This is a genomic window from Alteromonas nitratireducens (assembly GCF_040812025.1).
Taxonomy (GTDB): domain Bacteria; phylum Pseudomonadota; class Gammaproteobacteria; order Enterobacterales; family Alteromonadaceae; genus Alteromonas; species Alteromonas nitratireducens.
Genome location: NZ_JBFNPK010000001.1, coordinates 244,643 through 269,374 on the forward strand (window position 1 = coordinate 244,643; position 24,732 = coordinate 269,374).

22 protein-coding genes and 1 tRNA gene are annotated in these 24,732 nt (G+C 51.8%); 8 read left to right on the top strand and 15 right to left on the bottom strand.

Translation table 11 applies throughout. The features are described from left to right. Positions 1-64 precede the first annotated feature (64 nt). The 11 genes from AB1N33_RS01105 to AB1N33_RS01155 form a co-directional block, all read right to left on the bottom strand. Positions 65-1,186 carry a serine hydrolase gene (locus AB1N33_RS01105; RefSeq protein ID WP_411269973.1) on the bottom strand — a complete coding sequence of 374 codons (1,122 nt, stop codon included), beginning with the start codon at positions 1,184-1,186 and terminating at the stop codon, positions 65-67. A 255-nt stretch (positions 1,187-1,441) separates the two neighbouring features. Continuing rightward, a complete protein-coding gene (locus tag AB1N33_RS01110) occupies positions 1,442-2,341 on the bottom strand; it encodes a septal ring lytic transglycosylase RlpA family protein (RefSeq protein WP_411269678.1) in 900 nt (299 codons plus the stop codon). After that, positions 2,338-3,450 carry a rod shape-determining protein RodA gene (gene rodA / locus AB1N33_RS01115; protein ID WP_411269679.1) on the bottom strand — a complete coding sequence of 371 codons (1,113 nt, stop codon included), beginning with the start codon at positions 3,448-3,450 and terminating at the stop codon, positions 2,338-2,340. The genes AB1N33_RS01110 and rodA overlap by 4 nt, the downstream gene beginning before the upstream one ends. A 3-nt stretch (positions 3,451-3,453) precedes the next feature. Further along, positions 3,454-5,346, bottom strand: a complete 1,893-nt coding sequence (mrdA, locus tag AB1N33_RS01120) for a penicillin-binding protein 2 (protein ID WP_411269680.1) — start codon at positions 5,344-5,346, stop codon at positions 3,454-3,456. 3 nt (positions 5,347-5,349) lie between these two features. Continuing rightward, on the bottom strand, positions 5,350-5,820 hold the full coding sequence (rlmH, locus tag AB1N33_RS01125) for a 23S rRNA (pseudouridine(1915)-N(3))-methyltransferase RlmH (RefSeq protein ID WP_411269681.1): 471 nt from the start codon (positions 5,818-5,820) through the stop codon (positions 5,350-5,352). A 60-nt stretch (positions 5,821-5,880) separates the two neighbouring features. Beyond that, positions 5,881-6,198, bottom strand: a complete 318-nt coding sequence (gene rsfS / locus AB1N33_RS01130) for a ribosome silencing factor (protein WP_411269682.1) — start codon at positions 6,196-6,198, stop codon at positions 5,881-5,883. A gap of 15 nt (positions 6,199-6,213) precedes the next feature. After that, complete coding sequence (gene nadD, locus AB1N33_RS01135) at positions 6,214-6,858, bottom strand: nicotinate-nucleotide adenylyltransferase (protein WP_411269683.1); 645 nt, start codon at positions 6,856-6,858, stop codon at positions 6,214-6,216. Between the two features lies 1 nt (position 6,859). After that, entirely contained in the window at positions 6,860-7,888 is a 1,029-nt protein-coding gene (holA, locus tag AB1N33_RS01140) for a DNA polymerase III subunit delta (RefSeq protein ID WP_411269684.1), read from the bottom strand. A 3-nt stretch (positions 7,889-7,891) separates the two neighbouring features. Beyond that, positions 7,892-8,416, bottom strand: coding sequence for an LPS-assembly lipoprotein LptE (locus tag AB1N33_RS01145; RefSeq protein ID WP_411269685.1), 525 nt, complete (start codon positions 8,414-8,416; stop codon positions 7,892-7,894). Next, positions 8,416-11,019 carry a leucine--tRNA ligase gene (gene leuS / locus AB1N33_RS01150; RefSeq protein WP_411269686.1) on the bottom strand — a complete coding sequence of 868 codons (2,604 nt, stop codon included), beginning with the start codon at positions 11,017-11,019 and terminating at the stop codon, positions 8,416-8,418. Before leuS ends, AB1N33_RS01145 begins: the two co-directional genes overlap by 1 nt. 247 nt (positions 11,020-11,266) lie before the next feature. Continuing rightward, entirely contained in the window at positions 11,267-11,812 is a 546-nt protein-coding gene (locus AB1N33_RS01155; protein ID WP_411269687.1) for an SRPBCC family protein, read from the bottom strand. Positions 11,813-11,991: 179 nt separating this feature from the next. On the opposite strand from AB1N33_RS01155, the gene AB1N33_RS01160 reads away from it, so the two are divergent. Both AB1N33_RS01160 and AB1N33_RS01165 read left to right on the top strand, forming a co-directional pair. After that, positions 11,992-14,379: a Lon protease family protein gene (locus tag AB1N33_RS01160; RefSeq protein WP_411269688.1), complete on the top strand. Its 2,388-nt coding sequence runs from the start codon at positions 11,992-11,994 to the stop codon at positions 14,377-14,379. A 573-nt stretch (positions 14,380-14,952) separates the two neighbouring features. Next, positions 14,953-15,870: a PEP-CTERM sorting domain-containing protein gene (locus AB1N33_RS01165; protein WP_411269689.1), complete on the top strand. Its 918-nt coding sequence runs from the start codon at positions 14,953-14,955 to the stop codon at positions 15,868-15,870. 546 nt (positions 15,871-16,416) lie between these two features. Here the strand turns inward: AB1N33_RS01165 and AB1N33_RS01170 are convergent. From AB1N33_RS01170 to yhbY, 4 genes are all read right to left on the bottom strand, one after another. Continuing rightward, entirely contained in the window at positions 16,417-16,662 is a 246-nt protein-coding gene (locus AB1N33_RS01170) for a hypothetical protein (protein WP_411269690.1), read from the bottom strand. Positions 16,663-16,940: 278 nt separating this feature from the next. Next, positions 16,941-17,351 carry a hypothetical protein gene (locus AB1N33_RS01175; protein ID WP_411269691.1) on the bottom strand — a complete coding sequence of 137 codons (411 nt, stop codon included), beginning with the start codon at positions 17,349-17,351 and terminating at the stop codon, positions 16,941-16,943. 189 nt (positions 17,352-17,540) lie between these two features. After that, a complete protein-coding gene (locus tag AB1N33_RS01180) occupies positions 17,541-18,317 on the bottom strand; it encodes an SDR family NAD(P)-dependent oxidoreductase (protein WP_411269692.1) in 777 nt (258 codons plus the stop codon). 98 nt (positions 18,318-18,415) lie between these two features. Then, positions 18,416-18,709 (bottom strand): ribosome assembly RNA-binding protein YhbY, encoded by a 294-nt coding sequence (gene yhbY / locus AB1N33_RS01185; RefSeq protein WP_411269693.1) that lies wholly within the window; start codon positions 18,707-18,709, stop codon positions 18,416-18,418. 366 nt (positions 18,710-19,075) lie between these two features. Between yhbY and ftsH the strand changes: the two genes are divergently transcribed. From ftsH to AB1N33_RS01215, 6 genes are all read left to right on the top strand, one after another. Then, complete coding sequence (gene ftsH, locus AB1N33_RS01190) at positions 19,076-21,025, top strand: ATP-dependent zinc metalloprotease FtsH (protein WP_411269694.1); 1,950 nt, start codon at positions 19,076-19,078, stop codon at positions 21,023-21,025. 108 nt (positions 21,026-21,133) lie between these two features. After that, positions 21,134-21,961 carry a dihydropteroate synthase gene (gene folP / locus AB1N33_RS01195; protein WP_411269695.1) on the top strand — a complete coding sequence of 276 codons (828 nt, stop codon included), beginning with the start codon at positions 21,134-21,136 and terminating at the stop codon, positions 21,959-21,961. An 18-nt stretch (positions 21,962-21,979) separates the two neighbouring features. Further along, positions 21,980-23,326 (top strand): phosphoglucosamine mutase, encoded by a 1,347-nt coding sequence (gene glmM, locus AB1N33_RS01200; protein WP_411269696.1) that lies wholly within the window; start codon positions 21,980-21,982, stop codon positions 23,324-23,326. Between the two features lie 125 nt (positions 23,327-23,451). Beyond that, complete coding sequence (tpiA, locus tag AB1N33_RS01205; RefSeq protein ID WP_411269974.1) at positions 23,452-24,168, top strand: triose-phosphate isomerase; 717 nt, start codon at positions 23,452-23,454, stop codon at positions 24,166-24,168. 10 nt (positions 24,169-24,178) lie between these two features. Beyond that, on the top strand, positions 24,179-24,562 hold the full coding sequence (gene secG, locus AB1N33_RS01210; protein ID WP_411269697.1) for a preprotein translocase subunit SecG: 384 nt from the start codon (positions 24,179-24,181) through the stop codon (positions 24,560-24,562). Between the two features lie 21 nt (positions 24,563-24,583). Then, a tRNA-Leu gene (locus AB1N33_RS01215) sits at positions 24,584-24,669 on the top strand. Positions 24,670-24,732: the final 63 nt, after the last annotated feature.

The window sequence follows — 24,732 nt, forward strand, 5'->3', positions numbered from 1 at the left end:
TACAAAAACGGCCGGATTGTATCAAATCTGGCCGTCCGTGAAACTACTGTAAAGCGCGTTCTGGTTAGCTGTCCCAGCCAAACTGCAACATTATGTAGTCTTTCATGCGGTCAAACAGGCTGCCTTCTTTAACTTCCTGCAGGGTCACCAGCGGGTAGGTGGCAATGTCTTCGCCCTCAAGCTGAATATACAGCTTGCCGACTACCTGGCCTTTGGCCAGCGGCGCTTCCAGCTTTTTATCAAGCTCAAAGTTGGCTTCCAGGTTGGCAGCCTGACCGCGCGGAATAGTAATGGGGGTAGATTGATTAATTCCAAGATCTACGGTTTCACGGTCACCCATAAAGATACGGTGCGCCACGAAGCTCTCACCCGCTGTATACGGTGTCACAGTTTCATAGAAGCGGAAGCCGTATTTCAACAGCTTCTTGTTCTCAACCTTACGGGCACGTTCTGATTCGGTGCCCATTACTACGGAAATCAGACGCATACCACCCTGCTCAGCCGACGTGATCAGGCTATAGCCCGCGTCTGAGGTATGGCCGGTCTTAATGCCGTCAACGTTCAGGCTTTTGTCCCACAGCAGGCTGTTGCGGTTGTATTGCTTGATGCCGTTGTAGGTGAATTCTTTTTCACTGTAAATTTTGTACATGTCCGGCGTTTCACGAATCAGTGCTTCGGACAAAATCGCCATATCACGAGGGGTGGTGTAGTGATCAGGATCGTGCAGACCATGGGCATTGACGAAGTGCGAGCTGGTCATACCCAGTGACGCCGCGTGTGCATTCATCATGCTGGCAAAGGCCGACTCTGAGCCAGCGACATGTTCCGCCATCGCTACGCAGGCGTCGTTACCTGACTGTACGATGATGCCGCGCAGCAGCTCGCGGACACTAACCTGGGTACCCACCTCAATAAACATCTTTGACGAGTCAGGAAACTTTTTCGCCCAGGCATTTTCAGAAATGGTCACTTCATCATCAAGGCTGATGTTGCCGGCCTGAATTTCCTTACCGATAACATACACGGTCATGATTTTAGTCAGGCTGGCTGGTGCCAGTTGCATGTCCGCATTTTTCTCGGCAATAACATGGCCGGTTTCGTAATCCATCAGCACAAACCCTTCGGCGTTTACCGTAGGTGCAGGTGGCGTGATGACGGCTGCCCGGGCAACGCCCGTGCACAGCATGAGAAAAAGAATGAATACCGAAGTCAGTCGGGCCGACAACGAGAACGTAGCGCGTGAATTATTAGTATGCATGGTCTTTTCTGTTGTACCGTTTTTTTCTTACGTAAATGAATAATTGCGAAGTTTATCGCAAGCCCTGAGGTAGGACTAGGCATAGTCGATAAAGTTTACTTTAATGCTGACAGAACACCAGCGACGCCGCGAATTAACAGGAGATTGCCATATTCCTGCCACATTTCGCGGCCCTGTGACGATTTACAGGCCCTGTGTCAGCGTATACGCACCGGGATAGCCGTTGCGTCGTAACTCTTCTAGCAATAATTGTGCGCGCTGGACATCTTCGAGCGGTCCCAGTCGCAGTTTGTAGATATTATCAATCAGCGGCGCGGCGGCCGGCACCTGGTAGAGCGCGGAAAGGACATTCGATATCGATTCGGCACGCTTAGGGTCGGATATCGCAGCGACCTGAATAAACACACTGTCGCCACCTGCAGACACAGCAGTCTCTTCATCAGTCTCTGTATTGTCCTGCGTGGTTTGCACGCTCGCGGTTATTGGTGTGGTATCGGTTGCCGGAATAATGCCGGCATATTCGGCCCAGCTGACAGTGGGTCCCTTACCCACGGTGACCAGGTTATCTTCGTCGATATGGATCACCTCAAGTTTAACCCGGGCCGTGCCCTTATTGTGGTAGTCAAGCTTCATGGCGGCCGCATACGACAAATCAATTACCCGGTTGGCGTGAAAGGGGCCCCGATCATTCACCCGTACAATCGCCTGTTTGCCATTATCCAGGTTGGTTACGCGAACATAGGAGGGCAGCGGCAGTGTTTTGTGGGCGGCTGTCATGGCGAACATGTTGTAGGTTTCGCCGTTGGATGTCAGGTGGCCATGAAATTTCTGACCATACCAGGAGGCTACACCGTTTTCTTCATAGCCTTTGCCGGTTAACAGCGGATAGTAGCGTTTGCCAAGCACCGTGTACGGGCGACTGTTGTACTCGCGATAGGGTTCATACTTCGGCACCGCATCAATCATGGCAGGGGGACGCGCAATATAGCGCGGCGCAGAATCCTGTTTTTGCGAGTAGCGGCCAGGACTCTGGCAGGCTGCCAGTGCCACAACCGTCATGAACAGCAATAAATAGCGCATCATCGTGAAAGTAGTCGTTTTTGTGTACTAATCGACATTAGCATGCCAAAGCCGGCCATCAAAGTCACCATTGATGTGCCGCCATAACTGACCAGTGGTAACGGGACACCAACCACCGGCAGCAGGCCGGATACCATGCCCATGTTTACAAACACATACACGAAAAAGGTAAGGGTGACGCTGCCTGCCAGCAGCTTGCTGTAGGCATCCTGTGCCCGGTTAGCAATGATCAGTCCGCGCAGAATAATGGCCAGGTATACCAGCAGCAGTAAAATAACCCCAATCAGCCCGAACTCTTCGCTGAATACCGCAAAGATGAAATCGGTATGACGTTCAGGCAGAAACTCCAGTTGCGATTGTGTGCCCTGCAGCCAGCCCTTACCCTCAACGCCGCCTGAGCCAATGGCAATTTTTGACTGAATAATGTGGTAGCCGGCACCGAGTGGATCGCTCTCCGGATTGAGAAAAGTGATAACGCGCTGCTTCTGGTAATCCTGCATCAGGAAAAACCACATAATTGGCGCGAAGGCGCCGCCAATGACCGCCACCATGCCGATCAGCTTCCAGCTCATGCCTGCAAGGAAGATAGCGAAAATGCCCGAACTTGCTACCAGTAACGAGGTGCCCAAATCCGGTTGTTTGGCAATGAGAATAGTCGGGACCACTACCAGACCAAACGCGGCGAGAATATTCATAAGCCGTGGCGGCAGATTGAACTTGCTGATATACCACGCCACCATCATCGGGACCGCCAGTTTCATCAGTTCTGAGGGCTGAAAACGTACCACCTTAAGGTCCAGCCAGCGCTGCGCGCCTTTACCCACATCTCCGAACAGCAGTACCGCAATCAGCATCAGCAGGCCACCCAGGTAGGCATAGGTAGATAAACGCCGGTATGCCATGGGCGGGATCTGCGCCATCACAAACATCACGATAAGGCCGACGACCAGACGTGTTATCTGACGTTCCACCTGCGCCATGTCCTGACCGGACGCGGAAAACAGGGTAACCAGCCCAATGCCCATCAGCGTCAGCAGGCCGGCCAGCAGCCAGCCGTCAATATGTAACCGCTTGAGCAGGGTTTGCTTGTTTGGCGCCAGGGTGCTGTTCATCGGTTACTCCTCGCCCTCAACAGGGTCGCTGACCGGAAAGACGCGATCCTTAAAGTAATAGTCCATCATTTGTTTGGCGACAGGCGCGGCATTGCTGCTGCCGCCACCGGCGTTTTCAACCACCACGGTAAGCGAAATTTCCGGTGCAGCGTACGGCGCAAAGCCAACAAACATGGCGTTATCCCGCAACCGTTCGTCGACCTCTTCTTCCTTGTATTCCTCACCCTGGGCGACCGAGAACAACTGTGCGGTACCAGTTTTACCGGCGGCATCATAGGGAATATCCTTAAACACATGGCGCGCCGTGCCTTCCTCGCCACTGACCACCGCACGCATCGCATCGAGGACTAAGTCATAATTATCATCACTGCCAAAACCGACCGGAGACAGTGATTTCAATGGTTCAAGGTCAATACTGCCGTCCTCTTCGCGATAGCCACGCAAAATTTGTGGTACAAAGCGATCGCCGTGGTTGATCAGCGCATTAATAGAGTGCGTTAGCTGAATCGGCGTGGTGGTCCAGTAACTCTGACCAATCCCAACCGGAATAGTATCGCCCGCATACCAGGGCTGATTGAAGCGCGCCCGTTTCCAGCCGCGGCTGGGCATATTGGCATCAGACTCCTCAAACAGGTCGATACCGGTGTAACTGCCAAACCCAAAGGCAGTCATAGACTCGCTGATGGCATCAATGCCCAGATTAAACGCCAGATCGTAGTAAAATGTGTCGCAGGACACCTCTATGGCTTTGTGCAGGTCAACGTCGCCATGTCCCCATTTCTTCCAGTCACGCCACACGTGCGACACATTAGGCAGCGAATACCGACCGCGGTCTTTTATTACCGTGTCAGGCTGAATCACATCTTTTTCCAGCCCTACCAGGCCAAGGTGTGGCTTGATCGTGGAGGCGGGCGGATACTGCCCCTGGGTGGCCCGGTTAATCAGCGGTCTGTCGGGGGAATTGAGCAGACTGGCATAATTTTTCCGGCTGATGCCATGCACAAACAGGTTCGGATCGTAGCTGGGGCTTGAATACATCGCCAGTACTCCACCGGTTGCCGGTTCGGTAACGATAATGGCGCCACGCTGGCCATCGAGTACCCGCTGTGCTTCCAGTTGCAGATTCAGGTCAATGTTAAGCACAATATCACGTCCGGGTACCGGCGGATCAACGCTAAGCACGCGAATAATCCGTCCCTGACTGTTTACCTCAACCTGCTGATAGCCCACTTTTCCATGCAGGAGTTCCTCATGGTACTTCTCAATACCCAGTTTGCCGATGTCGTGGGTGGCCGCGTAGTTATCTTCCTGGCCTGCCTCAACCAGTTTTTGCAGGTCTTTTTTATTGATTTTGGCAACGTAGCCAATGACGTGCGTCAGCGTGTCGCCGTACGGGTAGTGGCGGGCGAGTCGGGCCTCAATGGACACCCCCGGGAACTGATGCTTGTGCGCAGAAAAACGGGCGACCTCTTCTTCGGATAACTGGGTTCTGAGGGCCACCGGCTTGAATCGACGCTGGCTTTTGAGTGTCGCATAAAAGTTTTCGAGCTCCTCGTCGGTGATCCCCATCAGCCGGGTCAGGGCATCCATGGTGTCGTCGAGGTTATCAATTTGTTCGGGGATCACCTCAAGACTGAACACCGGCCGGTTTTCAGCCAGCAGCGTGCCGTTCCGGTCGTAAATCAGCCCGCGGTTCGGTGCAATAGGCAGCACCTTGATGCGGTTGCCGTTCGATCGTGTCTGATAATCTTCATAGTGGCGCACCTGCAGTACATACAGGTTACTGAGCACCAGCAGCAGCATCGCAACCACAATCAGAAACGCCACACTGGCACGACGCGTAAACAAATTCGCTTCGGCAGTATGATCCCTGATGGTCTGACGCTTCATCGGCATAGGTTATTCCCGATGGTAAGGGTGATTTTGCGTGACTGACCAGGCCCGGTACAGTGACTCGGTTACAATGATGCGAACCAGCGGGTGGGGCAGGGTCAGCCGCGACAGTGACCATTTTTGTTCGGCTGCGGCAATACATTCCGGTGCCAGCCCTTCAGGGCCGCCAATCAGCAGACTGACATCGCGGCCATCCATCTTCCAGGTGTTCAGCGCATCGGCGAGCTGTGGGGTGTCCCAGGCCTTGCCGGTAACTTCCAGCGTGACGATGCGGTTGCCTTTGCCGATGGCAGCCAGCATCTGTTCACCTTCTTTTTGCAGTACCCGCTTAATATCGGCATTTTTGCCACGTTTACCGGCGGGGATTTCAGTGAAAGAGACCGGCATATCAGGCGGGAATCGGCGCAAAAACTCGTCCACGCCCTGCGTGACCCAGGCGGGCATTTTTGTGCCAACGGCAACTATCTGAATTCGCACCTGACTACTTCCTTTACTACGTATTGCTTCGCACTGGGCGACTTAGGCTGACCGGTGACGCTATGACCAGAGCTTTTCCAGCTGATAAAAGTCGCGGGTCTCGTCCTGCATAACATGAACAATGATGTCACCTAAGTCAACGAGTACCCACTCGCCAGACTCTTTTCCCTCAATATTCAGCGGTGCGTGACCGGCATGCTTTGCTTCAACCTGCACGTGCTCAGCAATCGAAATAACGTGACGCTTCGAGTTGCCTGAACAGATAATCATGGTGTCGGTAATATTGGATTTTCCGCTCACGTCAATTGTGACGACGTCGCGGGCTTTCATGTCGTCAATTTTATCAAGAACAAACGCTTTGAATGCCTGGCTGTCCAAAAGAGCTCCTTATTGTTACTTAACGTATAACTGATGTTGTTTAATATAGTTGATGATGTCCGGCTCCAGCCACTGTGATGCGTCCGTGGCGTTATCCGCTGCAACCTGTCCGCGCACGGCGGTAGAGGAAGCAGGATGTAACCGGGTTGGCACCATGTAGAGTGCACCGCTGCGCGTAGTGCGCAATACAGCCGGATCGTGACAACGGCGTTCTTCAATCCAGCGCGCCAGTGCTGCCGTGTGCGGGCCAGTCTGGCTGTCACGACGCATTACCACCAGGTGGCAATAGTCGGTAATCTGTTCCCATTCATACCAGCTGTCCAGGGTGTCGAGCGAATCCTGACCAATCACAAACAAAATAGGGCGGTCAGTATTTTGCTGACGCAAATGCTGCAATGTCTTCACCGTGTACGAGGGTGAGGGCAGGGACAGTTCGACCAGCTCCGGATACAGCGACGGGTGTGCCTGACAGACCAGTTTTACCATCGCTACCCGATGGTGTTCTGATACGCCGCCCGCTGATTTATGCGGTGGAAGCTTACACGGCATCAGCCCCATCGCTGACAAGCCAAGATGTGTCATCACATCCAGCGCGCTTTCAATATGGCCCTTGTGCGGCGGATTAAACGTGCCGCCAAGTAACGCAATGACATCCTGCATATCAGGCAACCATGAACGGCAGCGTGGTTAGCGGCATACCCAGAAATAACATACACAGATGGCACAGCTCGACGTACGGGCGCATCACGGTTTGTTGTTTGAAGGCCTGGTCGGCGCGCGACAGCGCGTCGCGAATATGCGCCAGTTGTGCGTCGCTGAGGCGGTTCAGCGCCTGCTGATAGCCTGCCTGACGATTTTTCCAGATCCCAAAGCGCTGCCACTGAACCGGCTGACCCTCAGCCGCCGCGGCTTTGAGCGATGTCAGTGTCTGCCACTCGCGGATCAGCGCCCAAATCACAATGTTGGGTTCCAGTCCCTCACTTTCAAGCCGGTAGAGCATGCGAATACAGCGCTGGGCATCTCCCTGCAGCATGACATCAACCAGTTGAAACACGTTAAAACGTGACTGGTCGACAATGGCCTCTTCAAGCTGCTGTTCACTGATTTCCTGTCCGGGATACTGCAATGCCAGCTTTTCAATTTCCTGTTTGGCGGCCAGCAGATTGCCTTCGCAGAAGTCGGCAATCATTCTGACTCCGGCCGGCGAGGTGCGGATATTGTTCTGGTTCAGGCTTTGCTGGATCCAGGTGCTCAGCGATTTGCCCTCGAGCGGATAGCACAGGCTATGGGCGCCGATGCCGTCCAGCACCTTAAACCACTTTCCTTTTTGTACATCCTTACCAATTTTCGGGCCGTGGATCACCAGCAGGGTGTCACTACTGAGTGTGTCGGCCACTTCCTGCAGGGCTTTGCTGCCTTCAGTACCGGGTTTGCCTGTTGGCAGTTCCAGTTCAATTAACTGCCGGGCACTGAACAGCGACAGGGTCTGCGTTGCCTCTAACAGCGTATTCCAGCTAAAGCCACTGTCTGCAACCAGTACGGTACGCTCATCAAAACCGTCCTCCCGCGCACGCTGACGCAGCGCGTCGATCATCTCAAACTTCTGCTGCGGCTCGTCACCAAAAATCAGGTAACAGGGCTTCAGTCCTTTTTTGAGCTCGTCGGCAAAGCGGTTGGGGTAAATTTGCATGGATCAGTCGTTGTCTGTTGCCAGCGCGGCAGCCTGTGTCGGCAGACGGCGCAGAATACGGTCGGCTGCTTCCTCGCGCATTTCGCTTAACACCAGATCCAGCTCGCGTGATTTTGCCAGCACCTGATCAGGATCATCCTGATAATCGCGAAGCACCTCGAAATACGCCGTCACTGGCTGTTCGCCATTAAAGGTAACCGTGTAATTGACGCCGAATATCAGTTCATATTCGGCAACCTGACCAGAGGGGTAGACCGACAGCAAGCGGCGCTCCAGTGCTTCGGGATACAACTGAATAATAACCGGATTAGTGGCGCTGGCTGCGCCGTCGGTGCTGCCGCCTTTAAGGCCGTAGACATCCAGGCGTTTGATCAGTGCCCGCTGCAGCGGCGCGTGCGGGCGCGCTGACTGCACGGCAATGTAGTCTATGTCGGCAGGCAGGGCCGGTGAGCCACGCAGTTTAAACCCGCAGCCTGCAAGCAGGCTGCAAAGCAGCAGGGCAACAGAAACGCGCTGAAAATGCTTCATCAGTTGGCCACAATGTTAACCAGTTTACCGGGTACCACGATAACCTTACGGATCGTTTTTCCCTCGATAAACGGCTGTACGTTGGGCTGTTCTGCTGCCATTTTTTCCATTGTCTCTTTGCTGGCGTCGGCAGCCACAGTCATTTTCGCGCGTACCTTGCCATTTACCTGCACAATGATGAGTTTTTCGTCCTCAACCAGTGCGGCCTGATCAGCCTGTGGCCAGCCCGCCAGTTCGATGTCGCCCTCATGACCCATCTTGTTCCACAACACATGACAAATGTGCGGAGTGATTGGGTTGAGCAGTCTGACAATAGCATCCACGCCTTCACGCATCAGTGCGATATCCTGGGCGCTCTCCTGCGGTGCTTTTTGCAGGTGATTAAGCAGTTCCATTACCGCCGCTACCGCGGTGTTAAAGGTTTGGCGACGGCCCAGATCATCACTGACTTTGGCAATGGTTTTGTGAATTTCGCGGCGCAGCGCCTGCTGGTCTTTTGTCAGCGCGCTGACGTCCAGTGCCTCTGGTGTGCCTTTGTCCAGATGCTCCATGGCCAGTTTCCAGACCCGGCGCAGGAAGCGGTTTGCGCCTTCCACGCCAGACTCAACCCACTCCAGGGTCTGCTCTGGTGGCGCTGCGAACATGGTAAACAGACGAACGGTATCGGCGCCGTACTGGTCAATAACGTGCTGTGGATCGATACCGTTATTCTTCGACTTCGACATTTTGGTCATACCGCCATGCAGCACCGGCGTACCGTCTTTGGTCAGCCAGGCTTTCACGATACGGCCCTTGTCGTCTTTCTCGGTGCTGACGTCAGCAGGGGAATACCAGGTTTTCTTGCCACTCTCGTCTTCACTGTAGAACGAGTCAGCCAGCACCATTCCCTGACACAACAGACGCTTAAACGGCTCGTCAGAGTCGACCAGGCCTTCATCACGTAACAGCTTATGGAAAAAGCGCGAGTACAGCAGGTGAAGGATCGCGTGTTCGATACCGCCGACGTACTGATCCACCGGCAGCCAGTAGTTGGCGGTGTCCGGTGACAGCATGGCATCAGGGTTGGCCGCACAGGTGTAGCGCGCGTAGTACCACGACGATTCCATAAAGGTGTCGAAGGTATCAGTCTCACGCGTGGCCGGGGCACCATTGTAGGTAGTCTGAGACCAGGTAGGATCAGACTTGATAGGCGAGGTGACGCCGTTCATTTCAACGTCTTCCGGCAGCACCACCGGCAGCTCACTTTCTGGTACCGGCACAGACTCGCCAGATTCCAGATTCAGCATAGGAATTGGTGCCCCCCAGTAGCGCTGACGGCTGACGCCCCAGTCGCGCAGACGGTAGTTCACTTTGCGCTGACCTTTGCCTTTTTTCTCCAGCTCATCGGCAATGGCATTAAACGCTGCGTCAAAGTCCAGGCCGTCAAACTTGTCAGAGTGGATAAGTACGCCTTTTTCGGTGTAGGCGGCGCTGGTCAGGTCGCACTCGGCATCGCTGTTCTTCGCTGGCTTCACAACCTGCCTGATGGTCAGGCCATACTTAGTGGCAAACTCCCAGTCACGCTGGTCGTGCCCTGGTACAGCCATAACAGCACCTGAGCCATAGTCCATCAGTACGAAGTTGGCGGCCCAAACCGGCACCAGTTCACCGGTGAGCGGGTGAATGGCTTTCAGGCCTGTATCGCAACCTTTTTTCTCCATGGTTGCCAGTTCTGCTTCAGCAACCTTGGTGTTTTTGCACTCTTCAATAAACGCCGCCAGATCCGGGTTATTCTTAGCCGCATGCTCGGCCAGTGGATGCTGCGCGGCTACCGCCACATAGGTTACACCGTACAGGGTGTCGGGGCGGGTAGTATAGACACTGAAGTTGTGCATCCCGGCCTGTTCATGCGCCAGGTCAAACGTAATCTCTACCCCTTCAGAGCGGCCAATCCAGTTGGCCTGCATGGCACGAACCTGTTCCGGCCAGTCTTCCAGTTGCTCCAGGTCGTTAAGCAGCTCTTCGGCGTAGTCAGTAATTTTAATAAACCACTGTGGAATTTCTTTTTGTTCCACCAGGGCACCGGAGCGCCAGCCACGGCCGTCGACAACCTGCTCGTTCGCCAGTACCGTCTGATCTACCGGATCCCAGTTCACGGTCGCGTTTTTCTTGTACACCAGACCTTTTTCATACAGGCGCGTAAAGAACCACTGTTCCCAGCGGTAATAATCTGATTTACAGGTAGTGACCTCCCGGTCCCAGTCATAGCCAAAACCGAGCGATTTCAGCTGTGACTTCATGTAGTCAATGTTGGCGTATGTCCATTTTGCCGGTGCCGTATTGTTGTTGATAGCAGCATTTTCCGCAGGCAGACCAAACGCGTCCCAGCCCATCGGCTGCAGTACATTTTTGCCCTGCATACGCTGATAGCGGCTGATCACATCGCCGATAGTATAGTTACGCACGTGCCCCATGTGCAGACGACCACTGGGGTAGGGGAACATGGACAGACAGTAGAATTTTTCTTTATCCGGGGAATCACTGGCCTTGAATGTCTGGTTTTCTTCCCAGTATTGCTGAATGTGCTGTTCGATTTCTTTTGGATTGTACTGATGATCTGCCATGTAACGAAGGCTTCCGCTTTTAATTATCTGGTTAACTTCATATTGTTACCGGCGGCGATCCCATTAACGTAACGCATTGACGTTATCGTCGTACAAAAGACTGAGGTATCACCGCATTTTTCGGTAGTGCTTTGGTGGTATAGAATACCCCAGCGCGGCGTGCAGCCTCAATAGCAGGCCGGGGGAATCACGAAAATAGTTCGCACTGACGTGAACAGTCGCTCAAAAATTCATCTTTACCGGCGCATCAGTCAGTCGTCGCTGACGCGTGATTTGACGCGTATTCGGCCAGCGCATTTAACTGTAAAGCCTGTACTTTATCCACTATCGGTGCAAAGTCGGTAAATCCGCCTTCAGTGATCCCCTGGGCGTGATAACGCAGGGTAATGGTGGTGTAGGTGCCACCGTCATCCGTCTGTTCGGTCAGCGACCAGGTGAGTGCGCCGCTGACGCCCATCTGCTGCAACGGGCCAAGTCCGCCGCGCATGACCAGTGTTGATGGCGGATCAACAAAGGCAATGTCCATATGCTGCGCCTGATGCGCGCCTTTAATTTCACAAAAGCAGCCGCCGCCAACCGGGTCAATGCTGAAGGTACCACGCCACCAGCTGTGATCCTTTGGCCACCAGTTATCCACGTCTTCGATAAGCGCCTGATAAACCCGTTCCTGTGGTGCATTGGCTCTGGCGGTATTCGCAAGAATGAACCCGTTATCATTTACCAGTACCACATCAGACAGCGCAGGCAGGGCGATGATGCTGGTCAGGGACAACAGCAGGGGAAATGTTTTCACGCAGGGTCCTTAAGTGTGTTGTTGATTACGAGGTTATCATGGCAGGTAATGCGCCACTTTGCATGCAGACATTGCGCCGTGCAGGTTGTTAAACAGGCAATCAGCCGCTGCGCGTTTGACACGTGCTGCAATTAGCGGTTCACTTAGCCATAACCTGGTTTAAAAAGGAATCCCCCGGCGTGTCCAATCTGTCGCCATTGCCTCCCGAGGCGCTGACCGTGTCGGTGAACCGACGCCTGATTAATTCTGCACTCAAAGACGATGATGCGCTGCAGTCCTCATTTATCGGACAGGAGCGGGCACGTGAAGCGCTCACATTCGGGCTGGGTATTGATGCCAAAGGGTACAACCTTTACGTGATGGGTGAGGCCGCCACAGGCCGTTTCACGCTGGTGAAAGAATACATTGAACGCCAGGTTGCCTCATTGCCGACACCCGATGACTGGTGCTACATCAATAATTTTGACGATGAGCGTGAACCGGTGGCACTGAGATTGGCGCCAGGCGGTGGCAAGGCCTTTCATACCGACATTAGCACCCTGATTAACGATGTGCTGGCGACCTTTCCGGTGGCATTTGATAACCCAGGGTATCAGCGCAAACGGGCTGCCATCGTGCGCGAGTTTGAACAGCGCTATGACGACGCTATTGCGTCGGTAGAACGGTTCGCCCAGGCTAATCAGGTGGCACTGTATGAGGATGGCGGCACCATCAGCTTTTCACCGATTGTTGACGGCAAGCCCGTGGATGACGGTGAGTTTGCCAAGGTGGATGACGCACAGCGGGAACATTTCTATACGCTGGTCAGTGAACTGGAAAATCGCCTGAGCGAAAGTCTGCTTGGGCTGCCCGCCTGGCGACGTGAGAACTCAGAACGCCTGCGTGAACTTGACCGCCAGACCGCCGAGCAGGGCATTCGTCCGCTACTGAAAAAATTGGAGCACAAATACGCTTCAAACCTGGCGATTGTGAAGTACCTAAAGCAGGTGCGCAGCTTTCTGGTCGACACCATTGTTGCGTTTTCTTCTGAAGAGCAAAAAGAAGAGCGCAGTGACGAGCGTGAGCGCCGGGATTATCTTGAACAGCAACTGCTGCCGAATATTCTGGTTGGCCATCAGCTTGACGACGGTGCGCCGGTGATTTACGAACCACACCCTACCTATCAGAATTTGTTTGGCAAAATTGAATATACCAACACGCTGGGCAGTGCATTTACCAACTACAAAATGATCCGGGCGGGTGCGCTGCACAAGGCCAGCGGTGGTTATCTGTTGCTGGATGTGGATCACATTATTGAGCAGCCGTATGTGTGGGAAACGCTGAAACTGGCAGTGAAGTCAGCGCGTCTGCGTATGGCGCTTCCTCAGCAGGATGTGGGCATGGTTAATGCCATTACGCTTAATCCGCAGCCCATAGAGATGAACGTAAAAATCATTCTGCTGGGCTCCCGCGAGCTGTATTACACCCTGCAGGATTATGATGATGAGTTTGATGAACTGTTCCGGGTACTGGTAGATTTTGACACCGAAATTCCGGTTACCCGTCAGTCGCTGTTTGACTTCGTCGGACGTGTACGCAGCCATGTTTATAATTGTGGTATGCAGGGTATTTCTGCCCAGGCAATGACCCGGCTGGTTGAATATTCACTGCGTATGGCAGAACACCAGGAAAAGCTGTCGGCACACTTTGCTGAGGTCATCGAGCTTATTCATGAAGCACAGTATTTCGCGAAAAAAGCCGACTCGACGGTAATTGAACTGGTGCACCTGAACGCGGCCCTGATGGCGAAAAAGCGCCGCACCGGCCGGGTTAGTATGAGCCTGCTGAATGACATTAAAGAAGGGCATGTGCTGATTGCCACCGAAGGGCAGGCGGTAGGTAAGGTTAATGGCCTGACCGTGCTGGAGGTAGGTGACACCGCGTTTGGTACCCCGGCGCGTATTACCTCTACGGTATTTGCCGGTGCCAGCGGCGTGGTGGATATTGAACGTGAGGTAGAGCTGGGACAGCCAATCCACTCGAAAGGCGTAATGCTGCTGACCGGTTATCTGGGTAACAAATATGCGCAGCATTTTCCGCTGACGTTGTCGGCCAACATTGCGCTGGAGCAGTCCTACGGTCATATCGACGGTGACAGTGCGTCGCTGGGCGAACTGATTGCGCTTATTTCGGCGCTGACCGGCATTCCGGCACTGCAGACACTGGCGGTTACCGGCTCAATTAACCAGTACGGTGAAGTGCAGGCCGTGGGCGGCGTAAATGAAAAGATTGAAGGCTTCTTTGACCTCTGCCAGTACCGCGGATTCACCGGCACCCAGGGCGTGGTGATCCCTAAATCAAACGAAATTAACCTGGTGCTGGACGCGGCTGTGATCGATGCAGTGAAGAAGGGCCAGTTCCACATTTATACGGTCAGCACTGTAGATGAAGCCCTGTCACTGCTGATGCAAAAAGAGGCCGGGCAGCTTAACAGCCGCGGGCGCTACCCGAAAAACACCATCAACTATCACGCGGTAAACCGCCTGTATAATATTTCGCTGATTGTTAATGGTGGTGATGGGGATTGAGTTAGCGGAGTGGGGAGACGCGCTTTGCCGGGCGTGCGCGTTCCTGTTTGGAGTTTTGGGGCGGCTTAGTACGTATTGCGGACCTTGGCGCGATGCGGTTTCTACCCAGTCCTCAGTAGAGTTTCAACTTAATCAACTGCACACTGAGCTACCAACACTTTGCAAGGACGCCATTGCTAATAGCTCAACATTCTACCTATAAACGACATCGACAGAGCAGGCATTGCTGTATCAATTAGTCGAACACCACTCCCCTGAATTTCTGGAGCACTTTTCACCTCAAGGGAAGTTGCAGCTAAAGCATGTAGAGCTTGAAGAATCACAAGCTTCTTAACGCCACCAGCATAATATAATTCGAGAATAAACTCTCATTGTGGCACGCAATTAAGGTTACTCTGAAAAAATAGTCAGATTTTTTTACAACATCACACATCGCAATCATTGGCGAAATGTAAGTATATGATAATAAGGTTAAAAAACTTTTGGTTTATTTCTTGCTTTCTCAATAGGAGTAAATGATCCAATGATAATTAGACAAACGATTTAAGTTTAGAAGTATTGGGAGTTTTCAAAGTGGTAAAAAAAATCAAATTTTGTAATATGTTTAGAGCATTTAGCTTGGGCTTAGTTCTTCTAACAGCTAATGCAAGTGCAACGCTTTTAACACTGGAGAATACATTTTCGCTCGGTAGTCAGTTGAGTATATCTCCCATCAACTTTAACCCTACAGGTTTGGGCTATGATTCATCGACTGGGGAATTACTGTATGCTCAGGTCCACCGAGGTACAGATCTTTATCGTTCTGATCTTACTGGAAGTAATGTATCGTCGATGTTTGTGGGAACTGTTCCGCACCCCAGCTTCGGCAGTTGCAGTGGATATTACAATACTGCAGTAGCTGCGGATGCTAACAATTATTACTTCAGTAATTATTGCAATAACTCTGGCGGTTATGATGTTTTTTCGTTGAGTAAAACAACCGGAACAGTTACGCAAATCTCTTCGGAAATTGCGGCTTCTGGAGGTACACCTTTGGATGTTCGAGGTGGTAATCTCTACCGCACTGAGGCATCGACAGGATACGACTATTCAAACCTAGATCAGATTCGCGTTTCCAGTTTAAGCTCCCCAGATACTTTCACTTCTACGGTTACGTTAGCTGGTTCTCAAGGAATAGCGGATTTTGCTATCGATTTAAGTTCAAACAGCGTTTGGACTCTCGATTACTTGAGTTCTGCCTCTATACGTCGTTTTGACCTCTCTACAGGTGCAATGCTTGATGTGTTCAATTTAGGACTAGACGGACTGACTGCCGGATTAACTTTTGCCAACAACAAATTGTATCATTATGACCACATTACTGGATCGAGTCAGCTGCGCGTCTACAACGTTGCTCAGACGTCAAGCTCTGTACCAGAATCGTCAGCATTTTTGCTAATGCTTTTGGGTTTGGGTTGTGTAGTGGCTCGAAAGTTTGAGCGGAAAAACTAACAGATAATGTTGATAAGCATATTTCTGCGCGGCTCACTGAGCCGCGTTTTGTTATGTATTGTTAAAAAGGTCTTGAGACTGTTCTGACAACATAGCGTCAATATTCTTCAATATCCATAGAATTCGGGCTACTATCGAAATCCAGAAATTAAACTGACGACTAGGAAAAAAGAAGCTGAACGGCTTTCTACCAAATATCACTTTTAATTGAAACTGGACGAATTTTGCAACAACACTCAGCTTCATAAAGGCTTGTGGTTTAAAGCTGATTTAACAGAAGGGTATTTATTTTTTTATCAGCTATATTTTGAGTGTTTACAAAAATTTCTAAAAAAGAGATAGAACTAGTTATGACTGCTATTGAACGCCAATGACAATATATTGTTCCTGTCCTAACCTGAGTTGGCTAGACTCCGCGTAGAACGGAAATTCCTTTTTAGTCAGGTAATTACTACCTGTTATAGCAGTAGTCTAATTCTCAAAATGCGAACGACCGTTTCTCGTCTTTTGCCGACACTTACCGAACAATGCAGCTATGAATAGTCACTATTTAATAAATTTTTTCGATTGTATTTGAATTATAAAAGTGGTGAGGAAAATCAGAAGATAAAGCGCTGGAGCTACCTTAATAATAAACTCTAACGTATTGCTTACAGAGTCAACGAATGAAGCTCCAAAAAGGTATTTATCAAAAAAATTTATTCCTCCAAAAACAGAAGTGAGTAGCAGAGTTCTGATAAGAGCTTGAAGCAAGCAACCTGGTAACGTAGCTATATATTGCTGTGTATCCATAAATATTGTTATTTCCTAAATGGCAATTTGCGCCAAGTTGCTCTGTTCCTGTAAGGCGTTGAAATCACAATTCTTGCGCTTGTATAGCCCAAAAAACTTCAGGTATCCCACGCTATCGGAAGAAAAGTGTTTACGGTTTTATTCCGCAAGTTTGAGGGCGTCTATTCCTTTAATTTCCATCTTTGAAAGCCTTCATAGTGGAGAAACGTTATATCAAGAAACACTTAAAATGGGTTGAGTAACGTCTTTACCAGCCCCTAAACCACATCACAACAGCCTTACTGATTAACCCGCTCAACCTGCTTAACCCTTGCAGCCACGAGGTGAATAAGTTCAGCCCGTTTGGCAGCATCATCACTGGCTATCCGTATTTCGCAGTGCGCTGTTTTACAGAACATGGAATAGCTAATATCCTGCATATCGACCCGGTTTAGTACCGTGGTCACGGCTTCTCTGAACTGCATTGGGGTAAGGGTTTCGCCTATGTCAAACATGGCAAGATCAAACGTTTTATCTGCTAACGGTATGCGATAGGCGTTGGATGTCTGCTGGGTAATGTTGCGGCTTGCCAGCGGAGACTGGGAGGTCGCATACCAGTAATCCAGCGTCATAAGCGCACCGCACAGACTCAGGTAAAACAGGGTGCTGCGAATAATGACAACGGTGTCCATACCTTTAATGGTTTTCATTTTTCACGTCCTTGACTGACCAGATGGTTAAAAGTTAATCCAAAATCAGCAAAATCTCAACAAGGCAGGGCAGGTTAAAAGAGGCGAAAAAAGAGGACGACAGGAGGAGCTAATGAAAAGCAAGCAACGCACTGACGTGACAGTGTATTTTCCAGTGCGTCGCTTGGTTTATATTACTGTGTGAATCACTTATTTTGGTGGCATACGCAGGCCACCATCAAGACGAATGGTTTCACCATTCAGGTAGCCATTTTCGGCAATGTGCTGCACCAGTTTCGCAAATTCGGCCGGGTAGCCCAGACGTTTGGGAAACTGAACGTTGGCGCTCAGCGCATCCTGTACTTTCTCCGGCATCGCCAGCAGCATGGGCGTACCCATGACACCCGGTGCGATGGTGTTAACCCGAATGCCAAGTGGCGCAAGGTCGCGCGCCATCGGCAGTGTCAGACCAATAATGCCACCTTTACTGGCAGCATACGCTGTTTGTCCAATCTGCCCTTCGTAGCCGGCAACCGATGCGGTATTAATCAGTACGCCGCGTTCGCCGGTCTCACCGTCAGCATCCTGCGCCGCCATGGCCGCGGCAACCAGTCGGCAAACGTTGTAACTGCCAACCAGGTTAATGTTGATGGTGTTCTGGAAGCTGTCCAGCGGAGCAGGCTGGCCTTCTTTATCCAGCAGACGTTTGGCCGGCGCGATGCCCGCACAGTTTACGCACAGGCGGATATCGCCCAGTTCGGCTTTCACTTTTTCGATAGCGTCACTAATTTGCTGTTCGTCACGCACGTCAACCTGATAGAAGCGGGTAGCGTCAGCACCCAGTTCCGCAACGCGTGATTCACCCTGTTCTGCGTTCAGGTCGAACAGGGCCACCTTCATGCCTGCCTCGCGCAGAGCAATGGCGGTAGCGTGACCAAGCCCGGAACAGCCGCCGGTAATGACGGCGGTAGCACCTTGTAATTGCATAATATTTTCCTGTTATTGTGAGAAAAACGTTAATGCAATATTACCGTGAGATGAACGGGAAAACTACGGAAGAACGAGATTCGGTAAGCAGGGGAGGCTTATTTTGGCAACTGAATTTTACGCTCTTCGCTCTGACGGTACAGTACCAGCATGTGGCCGATGACCTGCAGTTTCTCTGCGTTGGTTTCCCGTACGATGGCGTCCATGATCAGGGCTTTTTCTTCGCGATCGTCGGTGGGTACTTTTACTTTAATCAGTTCGTGGTGATCCAGCGCGCCGTCGATCTCGGCCAGTACGCCTTCAGTCAGACCGTTGCCACCAAGCATCACTACCGGTTTCAGTGAGTGTGCCAGGCCTTTAAGAAATTGTTTCTGTTTGTTTGAAAGTTTCATTTACAAAGTTTTCTACAATTGAATGTGAGGTTTAGCTTGAAAACACGTATTCTAACGCCATCTTGGTTACATTCCCAATGACAAAGTGTATGAATAGCAAAAAAGTCGCACTTTGCCAGCAGTTAAACGATGGCTGAACAGAACAGCCGGAAACGCCGTAGTAATCAGTGGGTCTCAATCAGCAACCCACATGTAGTTTAAGCGCGGTAGCGTTTTTTGCTTTGGCGTGTTTCTGTGGGTGCTGTTTGGTGGCTAGCAGATATAAAGTGTAGTACCCTGACGGTATGCAGGTTTTGTGTCGGATGAGATAATGCAGTGCGCTGCAGGTATTGAAGCGACATCCGGTTTTTTAAGAGGTTAGTAGCATTGAGCGATATGGCTAAAAATTTAATCCTGTGGTTAGTTATTGCTGTTGTTCTGATGTCTGTCTTCCAGAGCTTTTCACCCAGTGAATCGACGCGGGCACAGACCGATTACACAGCGTTCCTGAAAGAAGCAAGTCAAGGGAATATCCGCGAGGTCCGCATTGACAGTGAGGCGGGTGAGATTCGTGGTACCCGCCGCTCGGGTGAAACTTTTGTAACCTATATTCCCTATTTCGATGACAAGCTCATTTCTGACCTGGTCAAAAATGACGTTCGTGTGCTGGGCAAGCCGCGTGAAGAGCAGTCACTGCTGGCATCTATTTTCATCTCCTGGTTCCCGATGCTGCTGTTAATTGGCGTGTGGATTTTCTTCATGCGTCAGATGCAGGGCGGTGGTGGCCGTGGTGCCATGTCGTTCGGTAAGAGCAAAGCCCGTCTGTTGGGTGAAGACCAGATTAAAACCACGTTTGCTGACGTTGCAGGCTGTGATGAAGCCAAAGAAGACGTAGCGGAACTGGTCGACTTCCTGCGTGACCCGTCTAAATTCCAGAAGCTGGGCGGTAAAATTCCGAAGGGCGTACTGATGGTCGGTCCTCCGGGAACCGGTAAAACGCTGCTGGCCAAAGCGATTGCCGGTGAAGCGAAAGTGCCGTTCTTTACCATCTCAGGTTCTGACTTTGTTGAAATGTTTGTGGGTGTGGGTGCATCGCGTGTTCGTGACATGTTTGAACAGGCGAAAAAAGCCGCGCCGTGCATTATCTTTATTGACGAAATTGATGCCGTAGGCCGTCAGCGTGGCGCCGGTCTTGGCGGTGGTCACGACGAGCGTGAGCAGACGCTGAACCAGATGCTGGTTGAAATGGACGGTTTCGAAGGTCACGAAGGTATTATTGTTATTGCTGCGACTAACCGTCCTGACGTATTGGATCCGGCGCTGCTGCGTCCCGGTCGTTTCGACCGTCAGGTTGTCGTTGGTCTGCCGGATATCCGTGGTCGTGAGCAAATTCTGAAAGTGCATATTCGTAAGGTGCCGGTAGCGGATAACGTTGATCCGTCGGTGATTGCCCGTGGTACGCCTGGGTTCTCCGGTGCCGACCTGGCAAACCTGGTTAACGAGGCCGCGCTGTTTGCTGCCCGCGGCAATAAGCGTCTGGTCGCGATGGAAGAATTCGACAAGGCCAAAGACAAGATCATGATGGGCTCTGAGCGTAAGTCGATGGTAATGACCGACGCAGAGAAAGAAATGACCGCGTATCACGAAGCGGGTCACGCCATTGTTGGTCGTCTGGTGCCAGAGCACGACCCGGTTTACAAAGTGTCTATCATTCCGCGTGGTCGCGCGCTGGGTGTGACCATGTACCTGCCTGAGCAGGATCGTGTAAGCCATTCCAAGCAGCACCTTGAAAGCATGATTTCCAGCCTGTTTGGTGGTCGTATTGCCGAGCAAATCATCTATGGTGATGACAAGGTAACCACCGGGGCGTCGAACGACATTGAGCGTGCTACAGACATTGCCCGCAAGATGGTGACCCAGTGGGGACTGTCAAGCAAGATGGGGCCGATGCTGTATGCTGAGGAAGAAGGTGAGGTGTTCCTGGGCAGAAGCATGTCGAAGGCATCGCACATGTCTGATGACACCGCGCGCGCAATTGACGCAGAAATAAAATCACTGATCGATTCTAACTATGAGCGTGCTTATAAGATTCTGGAAGAGAACATTGATATTCTGCATTCAATGAAAGACGCGCTGATGAAGTATGAAACCATTGATGCCAAGCAAATTGATGATTTGATGGCGCGTCGTGAAGTGCGTCCACCAGCCGACTGGGATGATCGCACACCAAGCGGCGGTGATAAGCCTAGCGGCGGCAAGCCGGCGCGTGAGGGTGAGATTACAGACGATGGCGTAGACAAGCCGTCAGTAGGTAAGCCGGGCGACCTGCCGGGCTAACCTGAGCTAACGAAAAAAGCGTCCGAGCGGCGCTTTTTTTATGTCTGATAAACGTGCATCAGCAAAAAAACAAAACCTGGATAAGCAAGATAACAGGGTAGCAGTGAAATGAATTTCAGAAATAAACAGCTCGATTTGTCCGCCCCGGCGGTCATGGGGATCCTTAACGTGACCCCTGATTCTTTTTCAGATGGTGGCCGTCATCAGGCGCTGGATGCGGCGCTGTGCCATGCCAGAGATATGGTGGCTGCCGGTGCAGCTTTTATTGATGTAGGAGGGGAGTCAACCCGCCCCGGCGCCAGCGCAGTGACAGAACAGCAAGAGCTTGACCGGGTTATTCCGGTGATTGAGCACATTGCCAAAGAGCTCGACACGGTTATCTCCATCGACACCAGTAAAGCGGGTGTTATGAAAGAGGCGGTGAAGGCCGGTGCCAGACTAATCAACGATGTCAGGGCACTGCGCGAGCCTGGCGCACTGGAAACCGCAGCTGCGCTGGATGTGCCTGTGTGTCTGATGCACATGCAGGGGCAGCCGCGTACCATGCAGCAATCGCCAACCTATGACGATGTGGTGCGTGACGTGAGCACATTTTTAACAGAGCGGGCGACAGCGTGCATGCAGGCAGGCATAGCCAGCGACGATATTATGCTGGATCCTGGCTTTGGTTTTGGCAAAACACTGGCCCACAATTACCAGCTGCTAAATGCGCTTGAAGGCATCATTGATCTTGGCTATCCGGTACTGGTGGGTATGTCACGAAAGTCGATGATAGGGCAGTTACTTGACCGCAGCACTGATGAACGCTTGGCAGGGAGTATTGCACTCGCTACAATCGCAGCACAGAAAGGGGCACACATTATTCGTGTGCATGATGTCAGAGAGACGGCGGATGCTGTCGCTATTGTGAATTATCTGACAACACTGCAAGCATAATAAGGATAAAAAGTCGTCATGAGCGAGCGCAAATATTTTGGAACCGACGGGATCAGGGGCAAGGTTGGCGAAAGTGCCATTAATCCGGAATTTGTGATTAAACTGGGCTGGGCAGCCGGTAAAGTGCTGGCGGGCCGTGGCACCAACAAAGTACTGATTGGTAAAGATACCCGTATTTCTGGTTACATGCTTGAGTCTGCGCTTGAGGCCGGGCTGTCTGCAGCGGGCATCAACATTGGTCTGCTCGGGCCCATGCCGACACCTGCCATTGCCTATCTGACCAAAACATTCCGTTCTGAAGCCGGTATTGTGATCAGTGCCTCGCATAACCCCTTTTATGACAACGGCATTAAGTTCTTCTCGGCCGACGGTTATAAGCTGGATGACGACATTGAGCTGGCCATTGAAGCCATGCTCGATGAACCCATGACCTGTGTGGCGTCGGACAAGCTGGGTAAAGCCACGCGTATCGAAGATGCGGCGGGTCGCTATATTGAATTCTGTAAGGGTACCTTCCCGTCTGATCTGTCGCTTAAGGGCATGAAAATTGTGGTTGACTGTGCCCACGGCGCAACTTACCACATTGCGCCTGACGTGCTGGCGGAGCTGGGTGCGGATGTAGTTGAAATTGGTACCTCCCCGAACGGGCTGAACATTAACGACAAAGTCGGCGCCACGTCCATGAAAGGTATCCGTGACAAGGTGCTGGAAGAGCAGGCAGATCTCGGTATTGCTCTGGATGGTGACGGCGATCGCGTCATGATGGTTGACCACAAAGGCAATATCATCGACGGCGACCAGATTGTGTACATCATCGCCCGCGATGCGCTGAAGAGCGGACGCCTTCATGGTGGCGGCGTAGTAGGTACACTGATGAGCAACCTGGGTCTGGAAAATGCGCTGGCCAAGCTCGGTATCCCGTTTGCGAGAAGTAAAGTGGGCGACCGCTATGTTATGGAACTGCTGCAACAAAAAGGCTGGGCGATTGGTGGTGAGAATTCGGGGCATGTACTGAACCTGGCTACCTCATCAACCGGTGACGGTATTGTTGCCGGCCTGCAGGTACTCACCGCTATGCTGCGGTCCGGACTGAGTCTGCATGCGCTGAGCAGTGGTTATGAACCTTATCCTCAGACCCTCATCAACGTTCGCTACGGTGATACCGATATTGATGTGATTAACGCATCGGCGGTTCAAAGTGCGGTGAAAGAGGCGGAAGCCACCCTCGGTACCCAGGGCCGTGTACTGCTTCGTAAGAGTGGTACTGAGCCGGTTATCCGGGTTATGGTTGAGTCGGAACAGGAAGCGTCATCCAGGCAGTGGGCAGAAACTATTGCCGAGGCTGTACGTAAAGTCGCCAGTTAATTCAATTGGCTGTGATTTTTACGTTTTATACTTGTATATTGATGAGGTTACCGTTAATATCACGCCCGCTTTGAGACAGGGCTAAGGTCGGCTAAGTGAATGCATCGATAAGAAAACCGCTTGTCATGGGCAACTGGAAAATGAACGGTTCCGTTGCACTGGTTGAAGAGTTCAATCAGACCTTTGTTCAGGCGAAATCAGTGTCTGCAGACGTGGTTATTTGTCCGCCCAGTGTGTACCTGACACAGGTCAATGTGCAGGGCGCTGCGAAAGGCGCGCAGAACATCAGTGAACACGTCAGCGGTGCATACACCGGCGAACTGTCAGGGCAAATGATTAAAGAAGCCGGATGCCGTTACGTGATTGTAGGGCATTCGGAACGTCGTGAGATGTATGGCGAGACAAACGAACTGGTCGCCAAAAAAGCAAAATCGGCTCTCACGGCCGGGCTGACACCGGTTATCTGTGTAGGCGAGTCACTCGATGTACGCGAAAATGGCGACGTTGAGGCGTTTATCGGTAAACAACTGGCGGCCGTTACAAATGAACTGGACGAAGACGTTCTGGTACATTGCGTTATCGCGTATGAGCCGGTCTGGGCAATTGGTACAGGCAAAACGGCAACAGGACAGCAGGCGCAGGATGTACACGCGTTTATTCGTCAAACGCTGGCCGCAGTCAGTGAAGATGTTGCGCAGAAAGTGCGTATTCTTTATGGCGGCAGTGTGAAGCCGGACAATGCGCAGGGATTGTTTTCACAGCCTGACATTGACGGTGGACTGATTGGCGGTGCCAGTCTGAATGTGAAGGATTTTACAGCAATTTGCCAGGCGGCAAACTGACGAGGTTTTTATGTTATACGAAGTGCTTCTGGTTGTTTACCTGATTGTCGCGCTGATGCTGATTGGATTTGTGCTTATCCAGCAGGGTAAAGGTGCCGATATGGGCGCATCTTTCGGCGCAGGTGGTTCAAATACAGTTTTTGGTGCACCAGGCGCAGGTAATTTTATGACCAAGACGACGGCCATTCTTGCCACTCTGTTTTTCCTGGTCAGCCTGACGTTAGGAAACATCACTGCAAACCGCGAAAGTGCCGTGGATGAGTGGGAAAACCTGGAAGTGCCTGCGGGCGACGCTGCGCCTACTGATGTGCCGGCAGTACCTGAGCAAGCAGCGCCAGCTAACGAAGATGTGCCTGTAGCACAGGAAGAAAAGTCAGAAGATACTCCTGACTAAAAACAAACTAACAACAATTTCGCGGAAGTGGTGGAATTGGTAGACACGCTATCTTGAGGGGGTAGTGAGCTATGCTCGTGCGGGTTCAAGTCCCGCCTTCCGCACCAAACATCAGACCCTGGGTATCATCCCGGGGTTTTTTGTGTCTGTTATTCAGCGTGACGACTGCC

Bases quoted from the DNA above. Each gene is read 5' to 3' on its own strand.
- folP (WP_411269695.1), top strand. From the start codon at position 21,134: ATGAATTTCAGAAATAAACAGCTCGATTTGTCCGCCCCGGCGGTCATG.
- yhbY (WP_411269693.1), bottom strand. From the start codon at position 18,709: ATGAAACTTTCAAACAAACAGAAACAATTTCTTAAAGGCCTGGCACAC.
- AB1N33_RS01180 (WP_411269692.1), bottom strand. From the start codon at position 18,317: ATGCAATTACAAGGTGCTACCGCCGTCATTACCGGCGGCTGTTCCGGG.
- AB1N33_RS01105 (WP_411269973.1), bottom strand. From the start codon at position 1,186: ATGCTGTGCACGGGCGTTGCCCGGGCAGCCGTCATCACGCCACCTGCA.
- mrdA (WP_411269680.1), bottom strand. From the start codon at position 5,346: ATGCCGATGAAGCGTCAGACCATCAGGGATCATACTGCCGAAGCGAAT.
- rodA (WP_411269679.1), bottom strand. From the start codon at position 3,450: ATGAACAGCACCCTGGCGCCAAACAAGCAAACCCTGCTCAAGCGGTTA.
- tpiA (WP_411269974.1), top strand. From the start codon at position 23,452: ATGGGCAACTGGAAAATGAACGGTTCCGTTGCACTGGTTGAAGAGTTC.
- holA (WP_411269684.1), bottom strand. From the start codon at position 7,888: ATGCAAATTTACCCCAACCGCTTTGCCGACGAGCTCAAAAAAGGACTG.
- secG (WP_411269697.1), top strand. From the start codon at position 24,179: ATGTTATACGAAGTGCTTCTGGTTGTTTACCTGATTGTCGCGCTGATG.
- AB1N33_RS01170 (WP_411269690.1), bottom strand. From the start codon at position 16,662: ATGGATACACAGCAATATATAGCTACGTTACCAGGTTGCTTGCTTCAA.
- AB1N33_RS01145 (WP_411269685.1), bottom strand. From the start codon at position 8,416: ATGAAGCATTTTCAGCGCGTTTCTGTTGCCCTGCTGCTTTGCAGCCTG.
- leuS (WP_411269686.1), bottom strand. From the start codon at position 11,019: ATGGCAGATCATCAGTACAATCCAAAAGAAATCGAACAGCACATTCAG.
- nadD (WP_411269683.1), bottom strand. From the start codon at position 6,858: ATGCAGGATGTCATTGCGTTACTTGGCGGCACGTTTAATCCGCCGCAC.
- AB1N33_RS01175 (WP_411269691.1), bottom strand. From the start codon at position 17,351: ATGAAAACCATTAAAGGTATGGACACCGTTGTCATTATTCGCAGCACC.
- glmM (WP_411269696.1), top strand. From the start codon at position 21,980: ATGAGCGAGCGCAAATATTTTGGAACCGACGGGATCAGGGGCAAGGTT.
- AB1N33_RS01110 (WP_411269678.1), bottom strand. From the start codon at position 2,341: ATGATGCGCTATTTATTGCTGTTCATGACGGTTGTGGCACTGGCAGCC.